The sequence below is a fragment of the Bdellovibrio sp. HCB209 genome (assembly GCF_047306065.1).
In the GTDB taxonomy this organism is placed as follows: Bacteria; Bdellovibrionota; Bdellovibrionia; order Bdellovibrionales; family Bdellovibrionaceae; genus Bdellovibrio.
Genome location: NZ_CP178618.1, coordinates 3,728,298 through 3,747,135, shown reverse-complemented (window position 1 = coordinate 3,747,135; position 18,838 = coordinate 3,728,298). Strand labels below are relative to the sequence as shown.

Annotated in this window: 16 protein-coding genes; 6 read left to right on the top strand and 10 right to left on the bottom strand. The window is 45.8% G+C overall.

The features are described from left to right. Positions 1-46 precede the first annotated feature (46 nt). The 4 genes from ACLVWP_RS18235 to galU are packed head-to-tail and all read right to left on the bottom strand — an operon-like array spanning position 47 to position 4,697. Positions 47-880, bottom strand: coding sequence for a CFI-box-CTERM domain-containing protein (locus ACLVWP_RS18235; RefSeq protein ID WP_413559090.1), 834 nt, complete (start codon positions 878-880; stop codon positions 47-49). A gap of 27 nt (positions 881-907) precedes the next feature. Next, positions 908-2,947 carry a primosomal protein N' gene (priA, locus tag ACLVWP_RS18230; protein WP_413559089.1) on the bottom strand — a complete coding sequence of 680 codons (2,040 nt, stop codon included), beginning with the start codon at positions 2,945-2,947 and terminating at the stop codon, positions 908-910. Further along, a complete protein-coding gene (locus ACLVWP_RS18225) occupies positions 2,944-3,801 on the bottom strand; it encodes a hypothetical protein (protein ID WP_413559088.1) in 858 nt (285 codons plus the stop codon). Before ACLVWP_RS18225 ends, priA begins: the two co-directional genes overlap by 4 nt. A gap of 11 nt (positions 3,802-3,812) precedes the next feature. Beyond that, the gene (gene galU, locus ACLVWP_RS18220; RefSeq protein ID WP_413559087.1) at positions 3,813-4,697 is read right to left on the bottom strand and encodes a UTP--glucose-1-phosphate uridylyltransferase GalU; all 885 of its coding nucleotides are present in this window, start codon (positions 4,695-4,697) and stop codon (positions 3,813-3,815) included. Positions 4,698-4,828: 131 nt separating this feature from the next. Here galU and ACLVWP_RS18215 point away from each other — a divergent pair, with 131 nt between their 5' ends. Then, positions 4,829-6,100, top strand: coding sequence for a hypothetical protein (locus ACLVWP_RS18215; RefSeq protein ID WP_413559086.1), 1,272 nt, complete (start codon positions 4,829-4,831; stop codon positions 6,098-6,100). Here the strand turns inward: ACLVWP_RS18215 and ACLVWP_RS18210 are convergent. Beyond that, positions 6,097-7,203: a M23 family metallopeptidase gene (locus ACLVWP_RS18210; protein ID WP_413559085.1), complete on the bottom strand. Its 1,107-nt coding sequence runs from the start codon at positions 7,201-7,203 to the stop codon at positions 6,097-6,099. The genes ACLVWP_RS18215 and ACLVWP_RS18210 overlap by 4 nt on opposite strands. Here ACLVWP_RS18210 and ACLVWP_RS18205 point away from each other — a divergent pair. Together ACLVWP_RS18205 and ACLVWP_RS18200 are read left to right on the top strand one after the other, a co-directional pair. Next, the gene (locus tag ACLVWP_RS18205; protein ID WP_413559084.1) at positions 7,202-8,032 is read left to right on the top strand and encodes a hypothetical protein; all 831 of its coding nucleotides are present in this window, start codon (positions 7,202-7,204) and stop codon (positions 8,030-8,032) included. The two genes, ACLVWP_RS18210 and ACLVWP_RS18205, sit on opposite strands and share 2 nt — an antisense overlap. 96 nt (positions 8,033-8,128) lie before the next feature. Beyond that, the gene (locus ACLVWP_RS18200) at positions 8,129-8,257 is read left to right on the top strand and encodes a hypothetical protein (RefSeq protein ID WP_413559083.1); all 129 of its coding nucleotides are present in this window, start codon (positions 8,129-8,131) and stop codon (positions 8,255-8,257) included. An 87-nt stretch (positions 8,258-8,344) separates the two neighbouring features. On the opposite strand, the gene ACLVWP_RS18195 is transcribed toward ACLVWP_RS18200, so the two are convergent. The 3 genes from ACLVWP_RS18195 to ACLVWP_RS18185 form a co-directional block, all read right to left on the bottom strand. Beyond that, the gene (locus ACLVWP_RS18195) at positions 8,345-9,757 is read right to left on the bottom strand and encodes an energy transducer TonB (protein ID WP_413559082.1); all 1,413 of its coding nucleotides are present in this window, start codon (positions 9,755-9,757) and stop codon (positions 8,345-8,347) included. Positions 9,758-9,862: 105 nt separating this feature from the next. Next, positions 9,863-10,975, bottom strand: coding sequence for a beta-N-acetylhexosaminidase (gene nagZ, locus ACLVWP_RS18190; protein WP_413559081.1), 1,113 nt, complete (start codon positions 10,973-10,975; stop codon positions 9,863-9,865). Position 10,976: 1 nt separating this feature from the next. Then, positions 10,977-11,864 carry a hypothetical protein gene (locus tag ACLVWP_RS18185; protein WP_413559080.1) on the bottom strand — a complete coding sequence of 296 codons (888 nt, stop codon included), beginning with the start codon at positions 11,862-11,864 and terminating at the stop codon, positions 10,977-10,979. A gap of 98 nt (positions 11,865-11,962) precedes the next feature. Here ACLVWP_RS18185 and ACLVWP_RS18180 point away from each other — a divergent pair, with 98 nt between their 5' ends. The 3 genes from ACLVWP_RS18180 (at position 11,963) to ACLVWP_RS18170 (ending at position 16,786) form a co-directional block, all read left to right on the top strand. After that, positions 11,963-14,146, top strand: a complete 2,184-nt coding sequence (locus ACLVWP_RS18180) for a TadE/TadG family type IV pilus assembly protein (RefSeq protein WP_413559079.1) — start codon at positions 11,963-11,965, stop codon at positions 14,144-14,146. Between the two features lie 78 nt (positions 14,147-14,224). Continuing rightward, entirely contained in the window at positions 14,225-15,805 is a 1,581-nt protein-coding gene (locus tag ACLVWP_RS18175; RefSeq protein WP_413559078.1) for a hypothetical protein, read from the top strand. 9 nt (positions 15,806-15,814) lie between these two features. Further along, positions 15,815-16,786, top strand: a complete 972-nt coding sequence (locus ACLVWP_RS18170) for a hypothetical protein (RefSeq protein ID WP_413559077.1) — start codon at positions 15,815-15,817, stop codon at positions 16,784-16,786. Between the two features lie 2 nt (positions 16,787-16,788). Here ACLVWP_RS18170 and ACLVWP_RS18165 read toward each other — a convergent pair whose 3' ends face one another. Then, the gene (locus ACLVWP_RS18165; protein WP_413559076.1) at positions 16,789-17,781 is read right to left on the bottom strand and encodes a sugar phosphate nucleotidyltransferase; all 993 of its coding nucleotides are present in this window, start codon (positions 17,779-17,781) and stop codon (positions 16,789-16,791) included. Continuing rightward, positions 17,778-18,800 carry an aminoglycoside phosphotransferase family protein gene (locus ACLVWP_RS18160; protein ID WP_413559075.1) on the bottom strand — a complete coding sequence of 341 codons (1,023 nt, stop codon included), beginning with the start codon at positions 18,798-18,800 and terminating at the stop codon, positions 17,778-17,780. Before ACLVWP_RS18160 ends, ACLVWP_RS18165 begins: the two co-directional genes overlap by 4 nt. Positions 18,801-18,838: the final 38 nt, after the last annotated feature.

Here is an 18,838-nt window from a genome sequence, read left to right as displayed (position 1 = left end):
ATCCCCCAGAAGACCGGGGCTTTGCAAGAAGGAAGGCAGTGAATTTTTAGCTAACGCATTTAATCAATGTGCGCAAGACGGCTCTCACAGCGGGTTTGAGCCAGGAGTGCTTATCGAGTAAGCAAGCAATTGCAGGTGATGTCTTATAGTAGAAGTAAACGAATTTCCTTCCGAAATAGGATTCTTTCAGAACATCGTCGCGGAACAGTCGCAAGGTTTGTACTTCAAAAGCGGCAGGTCCGAACGCAGAAGTTGCGATAAAACAACGTGGTCTTTCTTTGTCAGCCATCTTTAAGAAATTTTTAACGATATTTGGATTCTTGGCAGAGCGAACAAAAGACTCGGCTTTTTTAATAATGTCAGGATAGATCGGAGTAAATTGCACGAACATGGCAAGTTGCTTTGCAGAGTTCTGCATGCGCTCGTGATATTTTTCGTGAGTATCATAGATACGCATCAAATCCCAATAAACGGAAGCCACAACCGTCAGTTCTGTATGACGTGCACTTTCTTTGAAGGCCTCGGGGCGAAGCTTTTCACCCTTTTTAACTTCAAAAACGATATCAAGAATTTTCAAATATTTTTCATAGGCAATCGCAGCCTCGGCATAAAGCTTTTGCCCCATGGAGTTGCGTGCTTGTTTGATCAATTGAACGCGAGACTTCCACAATGCCAGACGATGCTGTTCTCGGGCGCGTTCTTGCGCCATCAAAACGCCACCGCTGCTGGTAGCAGCAGTTCTGCGCAAATCAGAAATACAACCCGCACACACTTCAGGTGGCAAATTAGCTTCGCCAGCTTGTGCAAGCTTCGCCGATAGTTCAGGTTCTATCGGGTGTAGTTCTGTTACTTGAATTCCGCAGCGCGGGCATTGAATCATGTATCTATTTTAGATCTCAGTTGTGCCTTAAAGCAAATTCATTGGATCGATGTCGATGATAATTTTAACACCCGATGGAACCCATTCCTGGTCCCCTAGGAGTTGACGTGAGAAGGAGTTAGTTACCGCACCTGCAGTGGATTTTACCAATAGATGATATCGGAACTGGCCTCGTAACTTAGCAAGAGCTGCCTCTGCTGGACCTAAGACCTCCACACCTTTGTACTTCTCAATTTGAGCCTTCAAGGCGTGTGCTCGTCTGGCTAAAAGTCCTGCCGTCTCTTCGACTTTGTTTAAATGAGGTCCTTGAATACGGAAACTCACAAGTTTTCCAACTGGCGGATAGTTCAAAGCCGCACGCACGTTGAGCTCGTGTTCTGCGAATCCTTCAAAGTCATGATGGCGCGCGAATGTTAAGCTATCGTGTTCGGTGTTGAATGTTTGAATGATAACTAAACCCGGGCTTTCGCCATCTTTAACGTGGCGTCCACTTCGTCCACTCATCTGAGTGATTAATTGAAAGCTGCGCTCTGTGGCTCTGAAATCTGGAAGATTAAATCCGACATCAGCAAGCACCAACCCTACGAGTTTCAACTTAGGAAAGTCCAAACCTTTTGCGATCATTTGTGTGCCGACTAAAATATCAATTTCACCAGATTCCATGCGCGCGATAAGGTCTTCAAGGTCAGCACGACTTTGAATTTCATCACGGTCGGCACGTGCGATGGTTTTTCCTGGGAAAAGACGCGCAAGATCTGTCTCTAATAGTTCTGTGCCTAAGCCGATGGCCTCAAGCTCGCCCTCTTTGCAGTCAGGACATTTCTTTTTCAGTTGTTCGTGATAATCACAGTAATGGCATACCAAGTGTGAACCCGCATGCAGAGTCAAAGAGATGTCGCAGTTAGGACATTCGCGGGTATGACCACATGCTGGGCACACCACCATTTGCGCAATACCACGACGATTCAAAAACAATGCAGATTGATCGCCGCGTTCTAAGGTTTCACGCATTCTTTCAAAAAGCTGCGGACTCATCCAGTACGGCAGATGCGAATACTTTTCGATCACAAGTTTTTGGTGATCATCATCGGCTTTAAGTTTTCTTAAATCGATAACTTCAACATCTGGTAGAGCCCGGTTGGCAACGCGATTTTTCAGAGGGTGAAGGTGATAGCGGCCCTCTTTGGCGTTCTTCCAGGTTTCTAAGCTTGGTGTCGCCGAACCCAGTACCACAGGGCAGTCCATGATTTTACCCATCATAACGGCGGCATCACGGCCATTGTATTTTAGTTTCTCATCTTGTTTGTACGAGGGTTCATGTTCCTCGTCGACGATGATGATGCCTAAATCTGGAACTGGACAGAACAGGGCAGATCGAGCGCCGATCAAAATCTGCTTTTTGCCTTCGACAACATCCCACCACTGATTGGTGCGTTCACGATCCGTCAGTTGGGAGTGAAGAGCTGCGATTTTGTCGCCGAAACGACGCGCGAATCGTTGAATCAATTGCGGAGTTAGAGAAATCTCTGGAACAAGGACAAGACCACGTTTTCCTTCTTTCAGAGCTTTATCCAACAAGCGCAAGTACACTTCTGTTTTACCAGATCCAGTGACACCAAAAAGTAAATGCGTAGAGAAACCTTTGTGTTGGGCGATACCTTCAAAGCTAGATTTTTGCTCGGGAGTCAGATCGGGAATTTTATCTGCATCAAGTTGCGGAATTACGGGTGCACGTTTACTCGCACGTTGTTTTTCCGTTCGCTTAAGGGGAGGGAATGCAGATTGAACCACTTGACCTACGGGATGCAGATAATACGAAGCCAACCACTCCAACCATTTTACAAATGAGTCGGGCAGTGCAGAGTATTCTGGATCGATGGAATCAATGGATTTGATTTTGAATTCAGGAACTTCAGTTGTGGGACCTAAAACCAATCCCTTGATTTTACGTTTGCCCAAAGGAACGTTCACCAACTGACCACGAACAAGCGGCTCGGCATAGCTGTACGTCAATGCCTCTGGAAGGGGAGCATCGACTGCAACCTTCCAGAGAGGAGCATCGCTCATCTAAACCTCGAATAGAACTCAATGATAGCGTCTTTCGCAGCAAGCTTTTCAAGTCCATCAACCTTGGCATTGATATCCAATGAGTTTGGTTGGAATTGGGAGCCTGCCGTTGTCGGGCGAGCAGAGGCACTGATTAAGCGGATGTTAGCCGTGTTGTTGCCCCAACGAATTGTGCGCGAGCGAGGATAGTAAAGACCCTTGGCAAATTGGTTGTAGCTGTCTGCCGTCATTTCAACTTGGCTTGGTAGGCGGATTTTGCGAATGACGAACTGATCTTGTTCAATCCACAAACCAGGGTTGTTATTTTTATCGTCCTCTGGAGTTGCAACACCGAATGCATAGTTCGGAACGCCACCCGTGCGAGAATAACGAACCCAAGATTCTGGTTCATAAGAAATCTCGTTGCCCTTTTTTACGGTCATGTTGCGTTTTGAATAGGCGCCACTTGGCAGGATTTTCAAATTCGTCAGAGCCGTTGCAAACTGTTCGGCATTTCTAAAGTTCAAAAATCTTTCTAAGAAATCATCCGGAGTTTTTTCGCTTTTTCTGTTGCCGTTAACAACAGTCCAGCGTTGGCCGCCAGTGTAAAGGAATTGCAGACGGAAGTTGCCTTGCAATTCTTTTGTTCCAGTCACTGTCAGGCGCATTGTGCGATCGTTATCAATCAACCAAGTTTCACGAACGTGAACAGTATCGTCGCCGTTGGCGAATTGGACTTCTTGTTCGATAGCGTAGATACCGTTGCCGGCGTTATCAGAAGTCTTTTGCAGGATCGTTCTTGTAGGCAAAATAAAAGCGGAAGCTAGTGTTGGAGCTAGCAAACCGACAAGGCTCGAAATCAAAAGCTTTTTCATTGCGTCCCCTGTTACTTCAAAGACTTCGCCAGATCCAGGATGTAGTTTTTCAACTCAACGCTCAGTTCTGGATTTTTCAAAGCAAGCTCGATGTTGGCTTGCAGATACCCAAGCTTATCACCAGCGTCATAGCGATCGGCACTAAAAGTCATCGCGTTAAGACCTTTTTGTTGGCAGAGAACTTTCATGCTGTCGGTTAATTGGATTTCGCCATTTAAAGACGGCTTCGCATTCGTCAAAAGATCCATAATAGCGTTATCAAACACGTAACGACCTGGAAGAGCCCAACGGCTAGTTGTCTCTGTCGGTTTTGGTTTTTCCACCAATGAAGTCACCTTGAAGAATCCAGAAGATTTCTCCTCGACTTCAGCGATACCGTATTTGGAAACATCTTTCTCTGCCACTTTCATGATGGAGATTGTGGATGTTCCAGTTTCTTCGAAGGATTTTACCAATTGCGAAGTCACGTTGGCCTCACCATTGGCTTCCATCGTGATTTCGTCGCCCAGTAGAACTGCGAAAGGTTCTTTGCCAACAATTGGAAGTCCGCAGTGAACAGCGTGACCCAAACCCAACGCGTGTTTTTGGCGAATACTGATGATGTTTGCGGCATCACGTGCTTTCGTCACACGTGCCAGCAGTTGAGATTTGCCTTCGCGTTCAAGTTTGTCTTCGAGTTCGTAGGACATATCAAAAAAATCTTCGATGGCATGTTTGCCACGGCCGGCGATCAGAACGATATCTTCGATTCCCGCTTTGATGGCTTCTTCGACGACGTACAAAATGATCGGGGCATCAACAATCGTCAGCATCTCTTTAGGAACTGTTTTGGTTGCTGGGAGGAATCTGGTACCTAGACCTGCGGCTGGAATAATGGCTTTTCTTACTTTAGACATCCTCTTAAAATCGCAAACGTTTCATTCTAAGACAAGTTATAATGAACTGTGCTGAAAATGGGCTCCCTACGTGTTTTTTATCAATGTAGTTTCCCGCCGCATGGTATCGTTAAAGAACGGGGGAAATGTCCATGAAAATGCCAAACAAGCAAACAACGGTGAAAGTCACCGGGGTCATAGCTGCCTCATTGGCGCTTGTGGTTTCTTTTCAAAACTGCGGGAAAGCTGGTTTTGACTCCTCATTGGATGGGATTGCAGATTACTCTAGTCTGGATGCGGCACTGACGTCGAAATACGGTTCGCAACAAGCGAGCAAGGTGTCAGAAATTCCTTTCGCCTTTGATGGCGGATTCGATCAAATCTCTTATAACTCATGCGCTGAATCAGGTCAGATGACTTCAAGTTCAGCTTATTATTCGATTCGCGCAGGTGCTTACCAAACCAATGGTATCGGCATTACGAACAGCTATTATTCTTATATCGATGCTAATTTCTCTCCGATTTATCCTGCGACTTCAGTTTCAAAAGCTCAGTATGCAGAATACTTGGGTGATTCTCCGAAAAATTTGAATGTGATGCCGACAATGGCGATTCGTGATCGTTCGAATCTTTCGAGCGTTTATTCTGCGAGTGGCTCATTGGCTTTGAATACTGATGTGATTCCAATGGCGGATGTTTTGTCATCCACATACATCATGGATACGCTGATTACGAATCGTGGCAGCATGACTCGTTACTTCCCGTTCTCTACAAATTCGCGCACGCTTGAGGCGAATTTGAAATTCAATTCCGATCAAAGTATTTCGCAAAGTTTGCGTGACATCTTGCAAGTGCAAGGTCAGATGACGATGACTTACTTGAAAGACGCGAACAACATCGGTTCTGTGGTTTCTGCAAGTACAACGAACAAAGCCGTGGCTTACGGTCGTGGTTACCGTTTTTCATATGGTCAACCAGCGGGTGTTTCCAATGGTTTTGCGCCATTGAATGTTCTGCAAACTTTGCAAGAAGTTGATTTGAGCAGTGGTAATGCCGTTCAAAACTGGAACTGTAACCGTATCTATAAAGTTTATCTAAGTCGTGATGCGGCTTCTTGCCCAGCTCACACAGAAGCTCAGCTTTCTGCGAACGCAGCTTTGCGCCAAGAGCTGGATATTATTCGCAGACATTTCAGAGCGGATCAATGGGACGTAAACGTTACGAATGGTTGCTTGGTTCCTAAAGCCCATATCCCATCTTGCTATACTGAAAATACAGTTGGTGGCGTGGCTCAAGGTGTTGAGTACGGTGCAGGTGTTGCTTGTTACAATCCACTGATTGGTTCTAATCCTGCGGCATATCCGAACAGTGTTATTCCAACGAAACGTTGCGCAAACTACGCAACGATCTGTACGAAATTCTAATTCCTAGCAACCTGAGAAGCGAGCATGCTGTGCATGTTCTGCGGATAAGGCTTGATGTACTTTAAAGGGTCGACCATTCGGCCCTTAATTTTTAGAGCAAAATGCAAATGGGCGCGAGTGCAGTATCCCGTGCAACCCACCTCCGCAATTTTATCCCCGGTATTTACAGCTAAACCTTCGCGAATGCGGCGATCAATTTTGTACAAGTGATTGTAAGAAGACTCCACGCCATTTGGATGGCGCAAGACTATGTAGTTTCCGGCAGCGCGGTTGTTTCCGTAACGAACGACCACACCTTTTTTAGCAGCCAAAACAGGATCACCAATCGGCAATTCAAAATCGACCCCTAGATGCGGAACGCGACGGCGCGTGATCGGATGCAGACGATTTGGTTGAAACTTGCTGGCAATTTTAATGTAGTTCACCGGAGAGAAGAAGACTCTCTTTTCCAAAAGATCTTGGTCATTAAAGAACACTCCGCCATCTTTGGAGCGCATGAATTTTTTGCGAACAACTTCACCATCGATCTCTAGTGATGTTTGCAGAATCTCTCCGTATTTTACGAACTGGCCTTCTTCATACTTCTTTTCGACAGTGAACCAGAACGGGGCCCCACGGCGCAGGCTGCGGAATGATTTCACGTCAAAAACATAAGCGTCCATAAAGCGAGTTGCGACCCAGTTGCTATTGATTTTGGGCAAAATAGATCCCAGAACTGATCCGTGAACTTTGCCATCAATACGCATGGAAGTGATTTTGTATTTCGGATCGTATTTGAATGCTTGAATCGTTTTGCCCCGTTTAATGATACGGAATGCGTCAGATGTTTGAGAGTCAAATACACGAAGCTCAGTTTCGCCAGAGCTGCGACGAACCAAATAGCGAGTGTCTAGAGTTAAAAACAGTCTGCGCAAGCCAACATCGGAGCCCAATACTTGCTCACGTTCTCTAGTTGAAAATCCATGACGCTTAAGAATTCCCAGTAAGTTATCGCCGGTTCTGATTTGTTGAGCAGTAAAGTTGTTGGCGGCAGCCTGGACTGATTGATAGGATGTGATCACTAAAATGATCGCGCAGATGATGCGTGCGAGGTGTTGATTCATGCTCCGTCCTTTGAGCTTAGTAAAAAAACTTTCTGTTTTTCTCCTGGTCTATGTTAGCGCGAACCAAGCTATGGCCCAAGTTTATAATTCTTCGGTGTCTGTAGCGACGGGTGGAACTGGACGTGCGGCTGTTGAGCCGGGAGATACTAGTTTCTTGAATCCCGCTACCATGGCACATCTAGGGGGAAGATTTATTTTCACTTCCTTTGCTCAAGATGAGTTCGCGGCTTTTTTGAGTGATAACACAAAAGAAAGCACTCTTCCTGCGGCGTTGGCTTTTGTGCAGAAAACAAGTGATACAAAAAGTTGGGGCGATCTGAAAGAGAAGGACCTGGCGCTGACGTTTTCTGAGTTTTTTGCAGAAAAATGGTCCGTGGGTTTGACGGGCCACTATCTTGAGCAAGAGATCGCAAGCGGGTCTTCTTGGTATCATGTGAACGCCGATGTGGGGCTGTTATACACACCAAATCCCGATATTGGGCTCGGTTTGGTGGTTTACAATGCTTTTGGTGAAGACAAAGACGCTCCGGAAGAGCTTCGCCATAAAACCACGGTGGGTGCTGGATTTAACTATGTTTACAGGTCTGCAGCCCGTTTCCGCGTGGATGCGGATTCTGAAGGATACCTGGGGGCAGGGGTTGAAACCTTCTTAAATCGCTTCTCAGTCATCAGATTGGGCTTTTCGGACGATTTAGATGATTCCAGACCTCGTATTTCCGCGGGTTGCGGGTTCAGTGGGCCTCGTTTCCGCATAAACTACGCCTATTTCGGAAATACACAAAGTTCATCAGATTATAGGCATTCGGTTGACTTGATTATTCCATTTTGATAGTTAACTCGTTCCGTCTAGCCTATCCCGGCTCTGACGGGTATAGCGCACTTCGGCACGGCCGGAGTTTTTAATTAAATATTCCGGGGGTAAACCGTGGCTTCTAAAACTAAAAAGACTGAATACATTCGCGAGAAAAAAAGAACTACTAGCGGTAAAAAACGTAAAGCTGCTGTTCGTACGAACGGTACTACGAAATCTGCTAAAGATCTTTTCAAAGACTAGTTTTCTCTGAGTCTAGTTTGAATGAAAAAAGCCTTTGGGTTCACCAAAGGCTTTTTGCGTTTGTACTTTTTGAGAGTTGAGTCAGCCCTAGAGCTGACCGACAGATGTTCTTAGGCGTCCTCTAACTTCTTGAACGCCACCTTTAAGATCCCACTGGAATGGCATTTCAACCCAGCCTTCCTGACCAGGATAGAATCTCCATTTTTTCAAAGCTGCCAATGTTTTCGCATCCAGGTTTCTGTAGCCCGTAGAGTGCTTCATTTGGAAGTTCACCGGCACGCCTTCTTTCGTGATGTAAGCACGGAAAGTCACGTTACCTTGGTTGCCTTTTAAGCGCTCGTCTTCAGAGTATTGAGGGCGAGGATTACCCGGCATTTGTCGTAACTGATCCAAGCTTCTGACACCTTCTGGAGATCCAGCGATTTCAGTTCCCGCTTTATCAGTCCCGTTATTTCCTGCGCCAGCGCCTTGTTTCGCGCCATGGCCGTTACCTTCACCACCGTTACCGGAGGCATTCTTAGCAGCATTTGCTGCCGCGATGGCTGCGGCTTCTTTGTCGGCTTTCGCACGAGCTGCCGCTTGGGCTTCAGCAGCTGCACGTTCAGAGGCGATAGCCGAAGCTACGGCCTTTGCATTTTTCTGACGAAGATTTTTTTGGCTTTCTGCCAATGCAGCTGATTCAGCTTCATTCTGTTCTTCAAGGTTTTTCAAAGAGCCTTCTTGTTCATTAGAAAAGGCCTCTGCCATTGCATTCATTTGTGATTCTTCTGCGGCAAGCTTTGAAGCGTGCTTGCTATCGATTTCATCAAAGTCTTGATTGAAATCATCACCGAGTTTCGCTTCAGATTTCTGATTAGCGATTTCACCCTCATCAAGCTCTGGCGCATTGATATCATCAACGGTCATCGGTACAGCTTTGAACGTTGTTTTAGCTGCAACTGCTTGAGTCGCGGCTTTTGCAGGAGCTTCTGGAGCTTTGGCAGCAGGCTTTGCTTTGGGAGCAGGAGCTTGTTTAGGGGCTTCGGCCTTAGCAACAACAGGTGCTGCAACCACAGCATCTTCCTCGGCTAAATTTGCACTCTCCCGGGGAGCCACAGGTTCTGCGGGCGCCGCTTTTTCTGGAAGTTGCGCGACTGGTTTTTCTTCAGCAATTTCCTTGATCGGAAGTTTCTCAGGAAGTGCCGCCGGAGCGCCTCCCATAGTAGGTTCTACGGGAGAACCTTTAGTTACTTGCTGAACAGAGGGCTCTTCCAAATCAATCGTGATTGTTTCGGTTTTGATTTCATTTACCAAAGGTACTGCCATCACGGCCATAACAACTGCCGCAGCAATGTGAAGTGCCACTGACATCGTCATGAAACGTGGTGATTTATTAGCCTCAGGAGGCTTTGGAGTAGGGATCTTAAGATCCGCTAAGAAATCGAGTTTAGACGTTTCATACGAAAATAAATCGAGCTGATTTTCGTTCTGAACTTCTTCGTTATTTTGATCGAAACCCATATAAAACTCCTCTAGCAACATAGGAATCTTATCAATTCCTAGGCCAGCTTGAGGGCCCCCCAGGCCTAGCTGGGGGAGGGGGTATAGGTATTTTTTACAGGAGTGTTACTCTGGCAGTAACCCGTCAGGGCTGACGCCGCTGTTAATTGCCGCTGCGATCTTTAAGTGCTCTGCGTGACCAACAATCTTTACGACCTCTTCCATTGGGAGCGGATCTGGGTTGATGATCTTTGTTTTCTTTAATTCTAGGATGCGTTTGTGAGAACCTTCGAGCTGAGCCGCATCCAAAGTTCCTTGGGCAACAGCGCCTAAGATAGCTTCCACTGCTTGTGGGGGAACGTCGAATTCATTGCAATACAAAAGCAAATCCACGCCTGCTTGCAGAGCGCGAACTGGAATTTCATCAACGCCATAATGTGCTGACATAGCCTTCATTCCCAAGTCATCTGTGATGACCAGGCCGCGATAGCGAAGTTCTTCTTTGATCATTTTCTTAACGAAAATTTCAGACAAAGTAACTGGCCATTCTGGATCGATCTTCGGGAATTTAATATGCGAAGTCATCACCATGTCGACGCGTGATTTGAAGGATTTTTTAAATGGAATCAACTCACAGCTTTCCAAACGTTCTTTGTCCAAGTTTTCGATTGGCAAATCCAAGTGGCTGTCGACGATTGTGTTACCGTGACCTGGGAAATGTTTCGCGCACGTTAGAATTTCTGCCTTGATATAACCACGAACTAAAGCGGAAGCATGACGAGCTACCGATTCTGGATCAGAGCTGATGGAGCGATCACCAATAACTGTGTTTGCTTCATTGGTGAATACGTCCACTGATGGAGCAAAATCCAAATTGATACCCACAGCTTTCAATTCTTGACCCATGCGGTTGGCGAAATGGAATGAAACCGTCGGTGCATCCAGATCTCCAAGTTTGCGCAGTGCTGGCCAAACTGTGAATGGAGGTTTTAAGCGATGAACACGACCGCCCTCCATGTCGATACCGATAAATAGGGGAGCCTTGTCGGCTTGCTTGTGGCGTAATGATTGAATTTCAGCGCACAGATCGTGAACTTGTTTTGGATCAGCAACGTTGCGACCAAAAAGGCAAATGCCGCCGATGTTATTGTCTACGATAAATTTCTTTTCATCGGCTGTCAGGGCGTGACCTTGAATACCGATAAACATGTGCTGTCCGATAACGTGCTTGATGCTCATATTATTGACCTGAAGTTTCTGGTTGAGGTGCTGCAGATGGAGCCGCGATAGGAGCATTGATTGTTGTTGCTGGCAAAGTGCTTGGTTTTGCTTTCTTGCCTTGAGAAACAACGTTCTGAGTTCCTGCTGGGACCGTGCTGAATAATGTTTTTAAAATTGTTGCGCTATAAGGTTGGCCGTTGGTTGCTTCTGCGGGAGTTGAAACAAGTTCAGTGGAAATGCCAGTGCCCATCGCATTCGTGGCAACCACTTCACCGCGCTCATTGACGTAGCTTAAAAATTTAGAGTCTTTGAAAGTGTTTAAGATTTTGAATACTTTGAAATCGTTAAACATCTGTTCCTTGCCAACCAGGGCTTGGCCTTTATAGATATTTCCGTCTTCTTCGGCGATGGCTTGATACTCGTACTTTGTTTCAGAGCGCAGGCCTTCTTTACTTTTTAGCATCAAGTAAACCAGGAATGTTGAAAGGAACGTTCCTTTTGGAATCTTCTTGTCGATTTTCTGGATTTTGCCGTTGATGCTAACCACGGCAGTCATTGCACCAGCTTTGAACTTAGCATCGATTGTTTTAGATTCTTTCCCAGCAAGTGAAGTGTACTCGTAGGAAATAGGTGCAAGTTCTGCGTCGGCGACGGCTTTCAAACTTTCTGTGGCTTCAGTGGCGCCTTTTCCAGTTTTCACAAAGTACGTAGAGATGAATTGCTTCTTTTTAGCATCGAACTCATAGCGATTGATGACGTAACCGATGTGGGAATCACCCGCGTTGATTTTCGAGTAACCCTCGAACAAAACATCCGCGTTGGAAATCGCTGGAGCAATGAGGGTTGCGAAGCTCAGGAGTGCGATAAAGTATTTACGGACCATCGTCGAGTTTCCTTTGGTAGTCATGGATAAAAGTCTGTCATCTCACTATAGAACAAGTCAAAGTTTTCAAGGTCGAGTTATTGCCTCTATGCATATGATACGAGACAATATTTCTTAACCACATGGTAAATACGCAAAGCCCCTTTTTTAAAAAACTGAGAAATCGCAAAGGTCAGGTCGCACTCTTTGTCGCTTTGGTATTCCAAATCCTGTTTATATTCTTTGCCATGGTCATTAACGTGGGCCTTTTGGTCCACCACAAAATCAATCTACAAAACTCGGTGGATCTTGCTGCCTATTACGGAGCGATGAAGCAAGCCGAGAACATGAATGCGATCGCACACATCAACTATCAAATTCGTCAGAGCTGGAAACTGCTGGCTTGGCGTTACCGTATGATTGGAACGGCGGGGGATTTTTCGGAGCATCCGTTGGATAAAAATGGCCGCGTGCTTACATTACGTCAGGGGTCCGCAGAGACGGATGATATCAATCAATCAGCTAAAGACTTCTATGATGCTCCATCTTTTTGTGCGACCTACGTTCCATTTAAGCCCATGCCCGATGGAGAGAATACTTGTCGAGATTTGAAAAACAATAGTGGTGTTCGGATCATGGATGCCACACGTCCTATTGGCGTATTTCATAGTATTAACGTCACCATGACGACGATCTCAGAAACTTTGCGTAACAGAGCTTTCGAGCGTTGCCAATATTTTGGTGCATTTAACTACAGGCTTCTTGCACAGTACGTGGTTGGATACAACATTGATCAGGGTGACCGAATGCTGTTGATTGCGGCGCTATCTCGATCGATGAGCAACACGACGGAAGACTTTTACGATCTTGATGGCGATAGTGTTAAAAAAGGCATCGAGAATACTCTTTCCAATAACTTAACTTCGGCGAACCGTAACGGCGGATTGAAATTTAAAGTTTATAATTCATTCGGAGCTGAGGGATGTAACAATCCAGCCACTGATGAGTTACCGGCGAAGTGGTTGGTGCCAGTTCGTATTGCACCGGCATTTAACTATATCGATACAATCTGCGATAGAAGTGCTAGCCGAATTGATCCAGACCCTAAAGAGTTGGCATCGGATCCTAACAATTGGCCTATTGAAGTGAAGAACAACGCGGCACACTCGTTAAGAAAAGAGATCGAGGAGCTATCTCAATTCGTGGGTCTAAGACAAAAAATTGAAGATCCCTATAACTATTCAATGGGCGTCGAAAAAAATCCTTGGTGTATGGCTTATGTGGGAGTGAGTGCAACGACTCGTCCGAACATTCCGTTTTCTCCACTTGGAACTGTGGAGCTAACTGCACGCGCCTATTTCAAACCTTTCGGTGGAAGAATGGGCCCGTGGTATGAATCTCAGTGGCCATCAGGTTCAGATAAGTCATCCGGTGGTGGTAAGATGGATGAAAATCTTCCGCCCCGAATTTTTGATACGAGCAACATTGGGAACCCTCGAGATCCAACTCGTGCGGGAAACTATAGCCGCTTTGTCGGCGATCAGTATGGTTTGAAAAGCAGAAATCTGCTTTTCCAATTTGGCCGTGCTATTTTCAAATTGGACCCGACATGGAGCAATGGCCGATCTAGAGATCAGGCTGATTTTTCTGATGGTGCGCCAAACTTTGACCATTGGAAGCAATTGCCGTTTGAGTTCTCCAAGAAAAATGGAGGTAATGGTGATCTATTGGCTTGGAGCGAAGAGAAAAAAGCACCTTCTCGTTTCCGAAATCTAGAGCTGTTGGCTGTTCTTCCAGATCAGTTCGATATGGCTTACTATTCCATCGAGCCAGATTTTTATCATAACTACTTTTTGCGTATTAAAGACAAATTCATTCCGAAAGTTGTTCCTGGTTTTGATAAAGCAGTTCGCCCAGATATCGGTTATCACAAAGACTACAAACAGGGCGATGTGAACCTAAATGAGTTCAGCGTAAAAGATCAGTACAAAGTTCTGAAAGACAGAGAAATCCAAGAACTGAGTTTAGATATCGATCAAAAACTGACTTACCTTTCTAAGGACTGGAAGAACGTTCTGACAGGCTGGGCTGATAAGAGTTTGATCGACTATTCTTTAGACACCAATAAGTTAGGCAAGTGCAGTATCGAGCCAGTTTACTCAGGCGAAACTCCTGTTCCGCCAACCACGGGCAATTGTATTGTCGGCGGCACGACGGGCTATTCAGTTAAAATGATCTCCTCGGATTATTTAAACTCTGAGCTGCAATTAGGCGGAGATAACTCCGGCAAGGCTAAGATCAAGAATCCCCCACCTTCGGACTTCTAGTTTCATTCACAAATTCTCAATCTGATACACTCAAGAATTTCTGACTTTTGTCCGAAAAGAGACAGGTAGGGGAATAGCATGTTTAAGAATCTGAAGATCTTAAGTTCAGTTGTGACTTCATTGGTAATGGCGTTCAGCTCGCCAGTGGTTGCACAAACCGCAAGAAAAGACGTTTATCAACAAAGTGAAACGAATGTTGCAATTCCGGTAAGCTCAAGTGGCTCTGGAAACTTTCAGCCTGCGGCGAAAACTGGAAACATTCGATCTACAGCGAACTCAGCAGCAAGCTCAGCACCAATCGGCAACACAGATCCGGCATTAGCTAATAACGGTCCTGATGGTAAAGACGCTGGCGGTGAAAGCTTAGAACAAGTTTACACCAACATTTTGAACAACTACAGCGAGCTGCAGTCGTATAAGAACATTAAAGACTCTACGGCTCCTAAGATCACAGAGTATAAAAATAAATATCAAGAAAATCGTGAAAACTGTATTACGCGCCAGAATGCGGCGGCATGGGCATGTATTGAGAAACTAAGCCCTGCTATCCAAGATGGTGTGGCTGGTTTGAATATTCTAATTAGCACGGTGGGAAGTGCAGCTGTTAATGATAGCTGTAGTACTTTCGCTAAAGCCATGGATATTGCAAAGTATGCGTTTACTGCATATACGGCAGCCTGCGGGGCTGCAAAAGCTGGTTGTGGTCTTTCGTGTGTGGCTGCGCGATCAGCTCTCGAAAACCTTAATAAGACGCTGTATAGCCAACCAGTAGTAGAATGTGTTCCACAGCCTACCGATGCAGCGTCTGCTGCAGCCTGCGAAAAAATGAGACTCGATTACTACGCCGTTCGTAAGAAAATGACGGAAAATGTAAAGCTTGAGCTTGTCGAATCAGATAAAAAATCAATGGCCGGTAAGGCCGAAGTTTGTACTGGTAAGTACGTACAGCTTCTTGCTTCGGGTGCCGCTGGTATTTACGGTATCGCACAATCTTTGAAACAAGGTAAATCTTGTGAAGAAGAATCAAGTGCCGATGGTTCAACTACAGGTACAACAACAGCAGAAACATGCGCTATCGAAGCGAACGCAAATCTTCCAGAATGTATTTGTTTGAAAAATCCAATGCTAGAAGGTTGCGGATCTACAGCAGCAAGAGCTTCCATGAGTGCTTCAGGCAGTGGTCTTTCTGCCCTTTCTGCGACGGGTTCAACAACAGATGCGGGTGGTTTGACGGCTGCTGATTTGGCGTCAGGTTCGTCGACTGCAGAAACATCATCAACTTCACGTGATCCTTCGAGTGCAAGTGGCGTCGGTGCCCCAGTTGGTGGTGGCGGTGGTGCGAATCTTGGCGGTAGCAGCGGCTTCGGCGGCGGTAGCGCAGCAGGTGAAGGCAAAGACGGACATAAAGCTCTAGATACTAACATCCTTGGCGGCGCCGGTGGTGGCGGCGGAGGCGGTGGTATGTGGGGTAGCGGAGATTCCGGTTCTGATAAATCAGGACTTCGTGGCTACTTACCAGGCGGAGCGAAAGATCCTAATAAGCTCAGTGGTCAGCAGCAAAATTGGACAAAAGAAGTTACTGGTCAGGGTGGTAAATCTAACTGGGAAAAAGTTAGAGATCGCTATCAAGACAACAAACGTACTTTGATTAATAACTAGGAGTAAGCAATGAAGATGTTTAAATCACTTACATCAGCAGTTTGTAGTGCCAGCATTGCCTTTACTCCGATGGTGGGTTTTGCGGCAGGTGTTGATGGCGGGACTTCGTCTATAAGCTCAACGCCAGCAATTAATAGTTCGGCAAATACGAATGCTAAGAAAAACAAACAAGCTGAAGCATTTAACTATGTGGCAAGTGCAACAGAGTTTGCAGTAGCAGCCACAAACTGGCCACCTTGTTATGAAGGCAGTGCAGGTAGCTGTGCTACAGCGGCCTTGTTCACAATCATGGCGATCAAGTCGATGCAACAAGCTAAGGAAAACGGTGTTAAAGCCGGTCAGTCCTATAATACGGCAAATCTAACGGATGCCTACGGCACTGGTAACTACGACTCTTCGACAGGTGGTTTAAGCTCAGATCCTGAATATGTATCTGCATCTTCTGTGGGCTCTAACTATATGAAAAAAGCAGAAGCGGGTCTTAGTGAATTGCAAGCTAAGGGCTTAGTGAATAGCTCAGCGACAAAGGTGACAACACCTGACGGTAAAACATACGACGTAGATAGCATGAACTCAACGGCGGCGATGGCTTCAGCGGGAATTCCGCAAGGGGCTATTGATGCTGCAATGGAAGCCTCTAAGAAAATTGAAAAGAAAGCCCTGGAGAAAGTAAAAATCGGTGCCGTTACTGCGGTAAATGGTATCGATGAAGGTGGCGGCGGTATGGGCGGTGGCTCAGGTCGTTCTCCATCAGCTGATGCCAGTTATTCTGGATATCCAGGTTATGGCGCCGGTGGAAAATCAGGCAGCTTGCTTGATAAAGATCCATCACGTTTGGCGGCGGGCATGAGTAAGAACTATAACGGTGAGCCGATTGGTGTTGCCGCTGATAGTATCTTCTTGATGATGTCTCGTCGCTATAAAGTGAAAGAGAGCCAAGATTCATTCTTTGGCGTCTCTGATGTAGATCTAAAAAAATAGCCTTATAAAAGAATCGTGTTGCTGGCGCGTGTGCCGTCAGCAACATGCACTCCATCACCCACGATCACATTTTCCAAGTTACAATCTTTTCCAAGAACAGTTCCCGGTCCCGCGCAAACAAATCCTGAATAATTAGAGTTGTTATCGATCAAGGCTTCAGAAGAAAACTGCAGCAAGGCCTGATTGAATTTCTGCGTGATAATTCGCGAGGATGCAAATTGGGCGAATGTTTTCTCGAGAGCTTGCTTGCCAGCAGAGTCTGCGCCCATCAAAACTTCCAAGCAATGCTTAGAGGCCTCTAGAAGATCCGTAGGATTGCCTGTTTCAAACCAAGTGCATTCGAAAGGGAAGACATTTACTTTTTCCCCATTCTTTTCCCCAGCCATTAAACCGTCGTAAAGAATATTAGAAACGCCTTCTTTCGGAAGATAGTTGAAAACTCGCTCAGACAGAATTTGTACGCCAATAAAATGCCAAGCTGTTTCAGTGCCTTCGACTTTTGTTTTTCCAAAACCTTTTACATTGCCAGAGGCATCAGTCCAAACGCCGCCGAACTTAGTCCCGACTTCAGGATGCTTCATCACCAACAAAGTGGAAAGTGCACCGGAGGCACGGTGTTGTGCCAGGGCTTTTTTCAAAACCTCAGAGTCTTCAGGTAAGATCACTTCGTCGGCATTCATCATGATGAAGTCTCCGCCGTTTTTGAAATGATCGCGCGCTTTGCTTAATCCACCGCCGCTGCCCAGGATCTCTCCGACTTCATCGGAAAAGATAAGCTCTTTCGCGCCGTGGTTGATGCGTTGGAAAAGGGAGTGGATTTTATCAGGCAGGTGATAAGTGTTCACCACAAGCTTATTCAGCTCAAGTCCTTGCAGGAAACCCAAAGAATGTGCCGCCAGGGGCAATGTTAAAAATGGAATAGCAGGCTTTGGGAGTTGATTCGTGTAAGGGCGAAGGCGTGTGCCTTCGCCAGCTGCAAGGAGCATTACATTCATAGAGAATCGTACTTTCTTTCAAGGGCGCCGGAGTCGATCAGGATATCGCCAAATACTTTGTATTCAGGAAACTCGTTGATAGCTTTCATAACTCGGCGAAGAGTTCCAGAAAGATATTTCAAATAGCGGCGGTCTTCACGTTGATGGAAGAAACTAGCAAAGCTACCACAAGCTTTAAAGCAACGTTGGATTGATTGCAGTTCATACATGCGATCAAAGTGCTCGCGCGAAAAATCCTTAGGCAGATACTGCTTAGATTGCTCAAGATAGTAATTAATAAGCTTGTTGGCCATTTCGTCACTCATGTCGACATAGGAGTCGCGCATAAGGCTGACTAGATCGTACTGGATTGGTCCCATGCGAGCATCTTGGAAATCGATCACATGAACTTTATCAAGCTTGATCATCACATTGCGAGAGTGGTAGTCGCGGTGAGCGATGCGCTTTGGTTCCGCATCAAGCTTTGAGCAAACATCGTGGAAGATGCTATTTAGCTCTGTGCTGGTTTTATCATTGAATGGAAACTTCAGTACTCCGGCAAGAAGATTGTCTTTACCGTAGTTCATTTCCCACATGAATTTTTCTGTGTCGAATTTAATTTTAAAAGCTGAGCAATTCGGATCGTGATCTAAAGTTGCTTTGTGATGAATTTTAACGATTTCATCAACTGTCAGTTTGTACCACTCCATGGATGATTCATGGCTTTGGCTTTCCCAGAATTTTCTTTCTAACATCAAATCGCCAAGGTCTTCTTGCAGGATCAATCCTTCAGAAGGTGACATAGCGATGATTTTTGGAACGTTCACGCCATTTTTTTCGAAATGATTGCGCACACTTGTTAGGGGATAATTTGCGGGATCAAAGGGTTCCCAACGCATCAATACCCAGGACTGATTGTCATGGACGACACGATAGTAACGACGGTTCGAAGCATCTCCAGCTAGGGAGAAGACTTTGAACGCGTCTGTGGACAGGGAACGGCTTAAAAAAGAATTGAGAAATTCATCATGAGTGACCATGAGAAAAGTCTCACAGACACTCGATGTAAATTCAAGAA

Coding starts and splice junctions, on each gene's coding strand:
- ACLVWP_RS18170 (WP_413559077.1), top strand. CDS start 15,815: ATGAAGATGTTTAAATCACTTACATCAGCAGTTTGTAGTGCCAGCATT.
- ACLVWP_RS18180 (WP_413559079.1), top strand. CDS start 11,963: ATGGTAAATACGCAAAGCCCCTTTTTTAAAAAACTGAGAAATCGCAAA.
- galU (WP_413559087.1), bottom strand. CDS start 4,697: ATGTCTAAAGTAAGAAAAGCCATTATTCCAGCCGCAGGTCTAGGTACC.
- ACLVWP_RS18185 (WP_413559080.1), bottom strand. CDS start 11,864: ATGACTACCAAAGGAAACTCGACGATGGTCCGTAAATACTTTATCGCA.
- nagZ (WP_413559081.1), bottom strand. CDS start 10,975: ATGAGCATCAAGCACGTTATCGGACAGCACATGTTTATCGGTATTCAA.
- ACLVWP_RS18215 (WP_413559086.1), top strand. CDS start 4,829: ATGAAAATGCCAAACAAGCAAACAACGGTGAAAGTCACCGGGGTCATA.
- priA (WP_413559089.1), bottom strand. CDS start 2,947: ATGAGCGATGCTCCTCTCTGGAAGGTTGCAGTCGATGCTCCCCTTCCA.
- ACLVWP_RS18165 (WP_413559076.1), bottom strand. CDS start 17,781: ATGAATGTAATGCTCCTTGCAGCTGGCGAAGGCACACGCCTTCGCCCT.
- ACLVWP_RS18205 (WP_413559084.1), top strand. CDS start 7,202: ATGCTCCGTCCTTTGAGCTTAGTAAAAAAACTTTCTGTTTTTCTCCTG.
- ACLVWP_RS18210 (WP_413559085.1), bottom strand. CDS start 7,203: ATGAATCAACACCTCGCACGCATCATCTGCGCGATCATTTTAGTGATC.
- ACLVWP_RS18160 (WP_413559075.1), bottom strand. CDS start 18,800: ATGGTCACTCATGATGAATTTCTCAATTCTTTTTTAAGCCGTTCCCTG.
- ACLVWP_RS18195 (WP_413559082.1), bottom strand. CDS start 9,757: ATGGGTTTCGATCAAAATAACGAAGAAGTTCAGAACGAAAATCAGCTC.
- ACLVWP_RS18175 (WP_413559078.1), top strand. CDS start 14,225: ATGTTTAAGAATCTGAAGATCTTAAGTTCAGTTGTGACTTCATTGGTA.
- ACLVWP_RS18235 (WP_413559090.1), bottom strand. CDS start 880: ATGATTCAATGCCCGCGCTGCGGAATTCAAGTAACAGAACTACACCCG.
- ACLVWP_RS18225 (WP_413559088.1), bottom strand. CDS start 3,801: ATGAAAAAGCTTTTGATTTCGAGCCTTGTCGGTTTGCTAGCTCCAACA.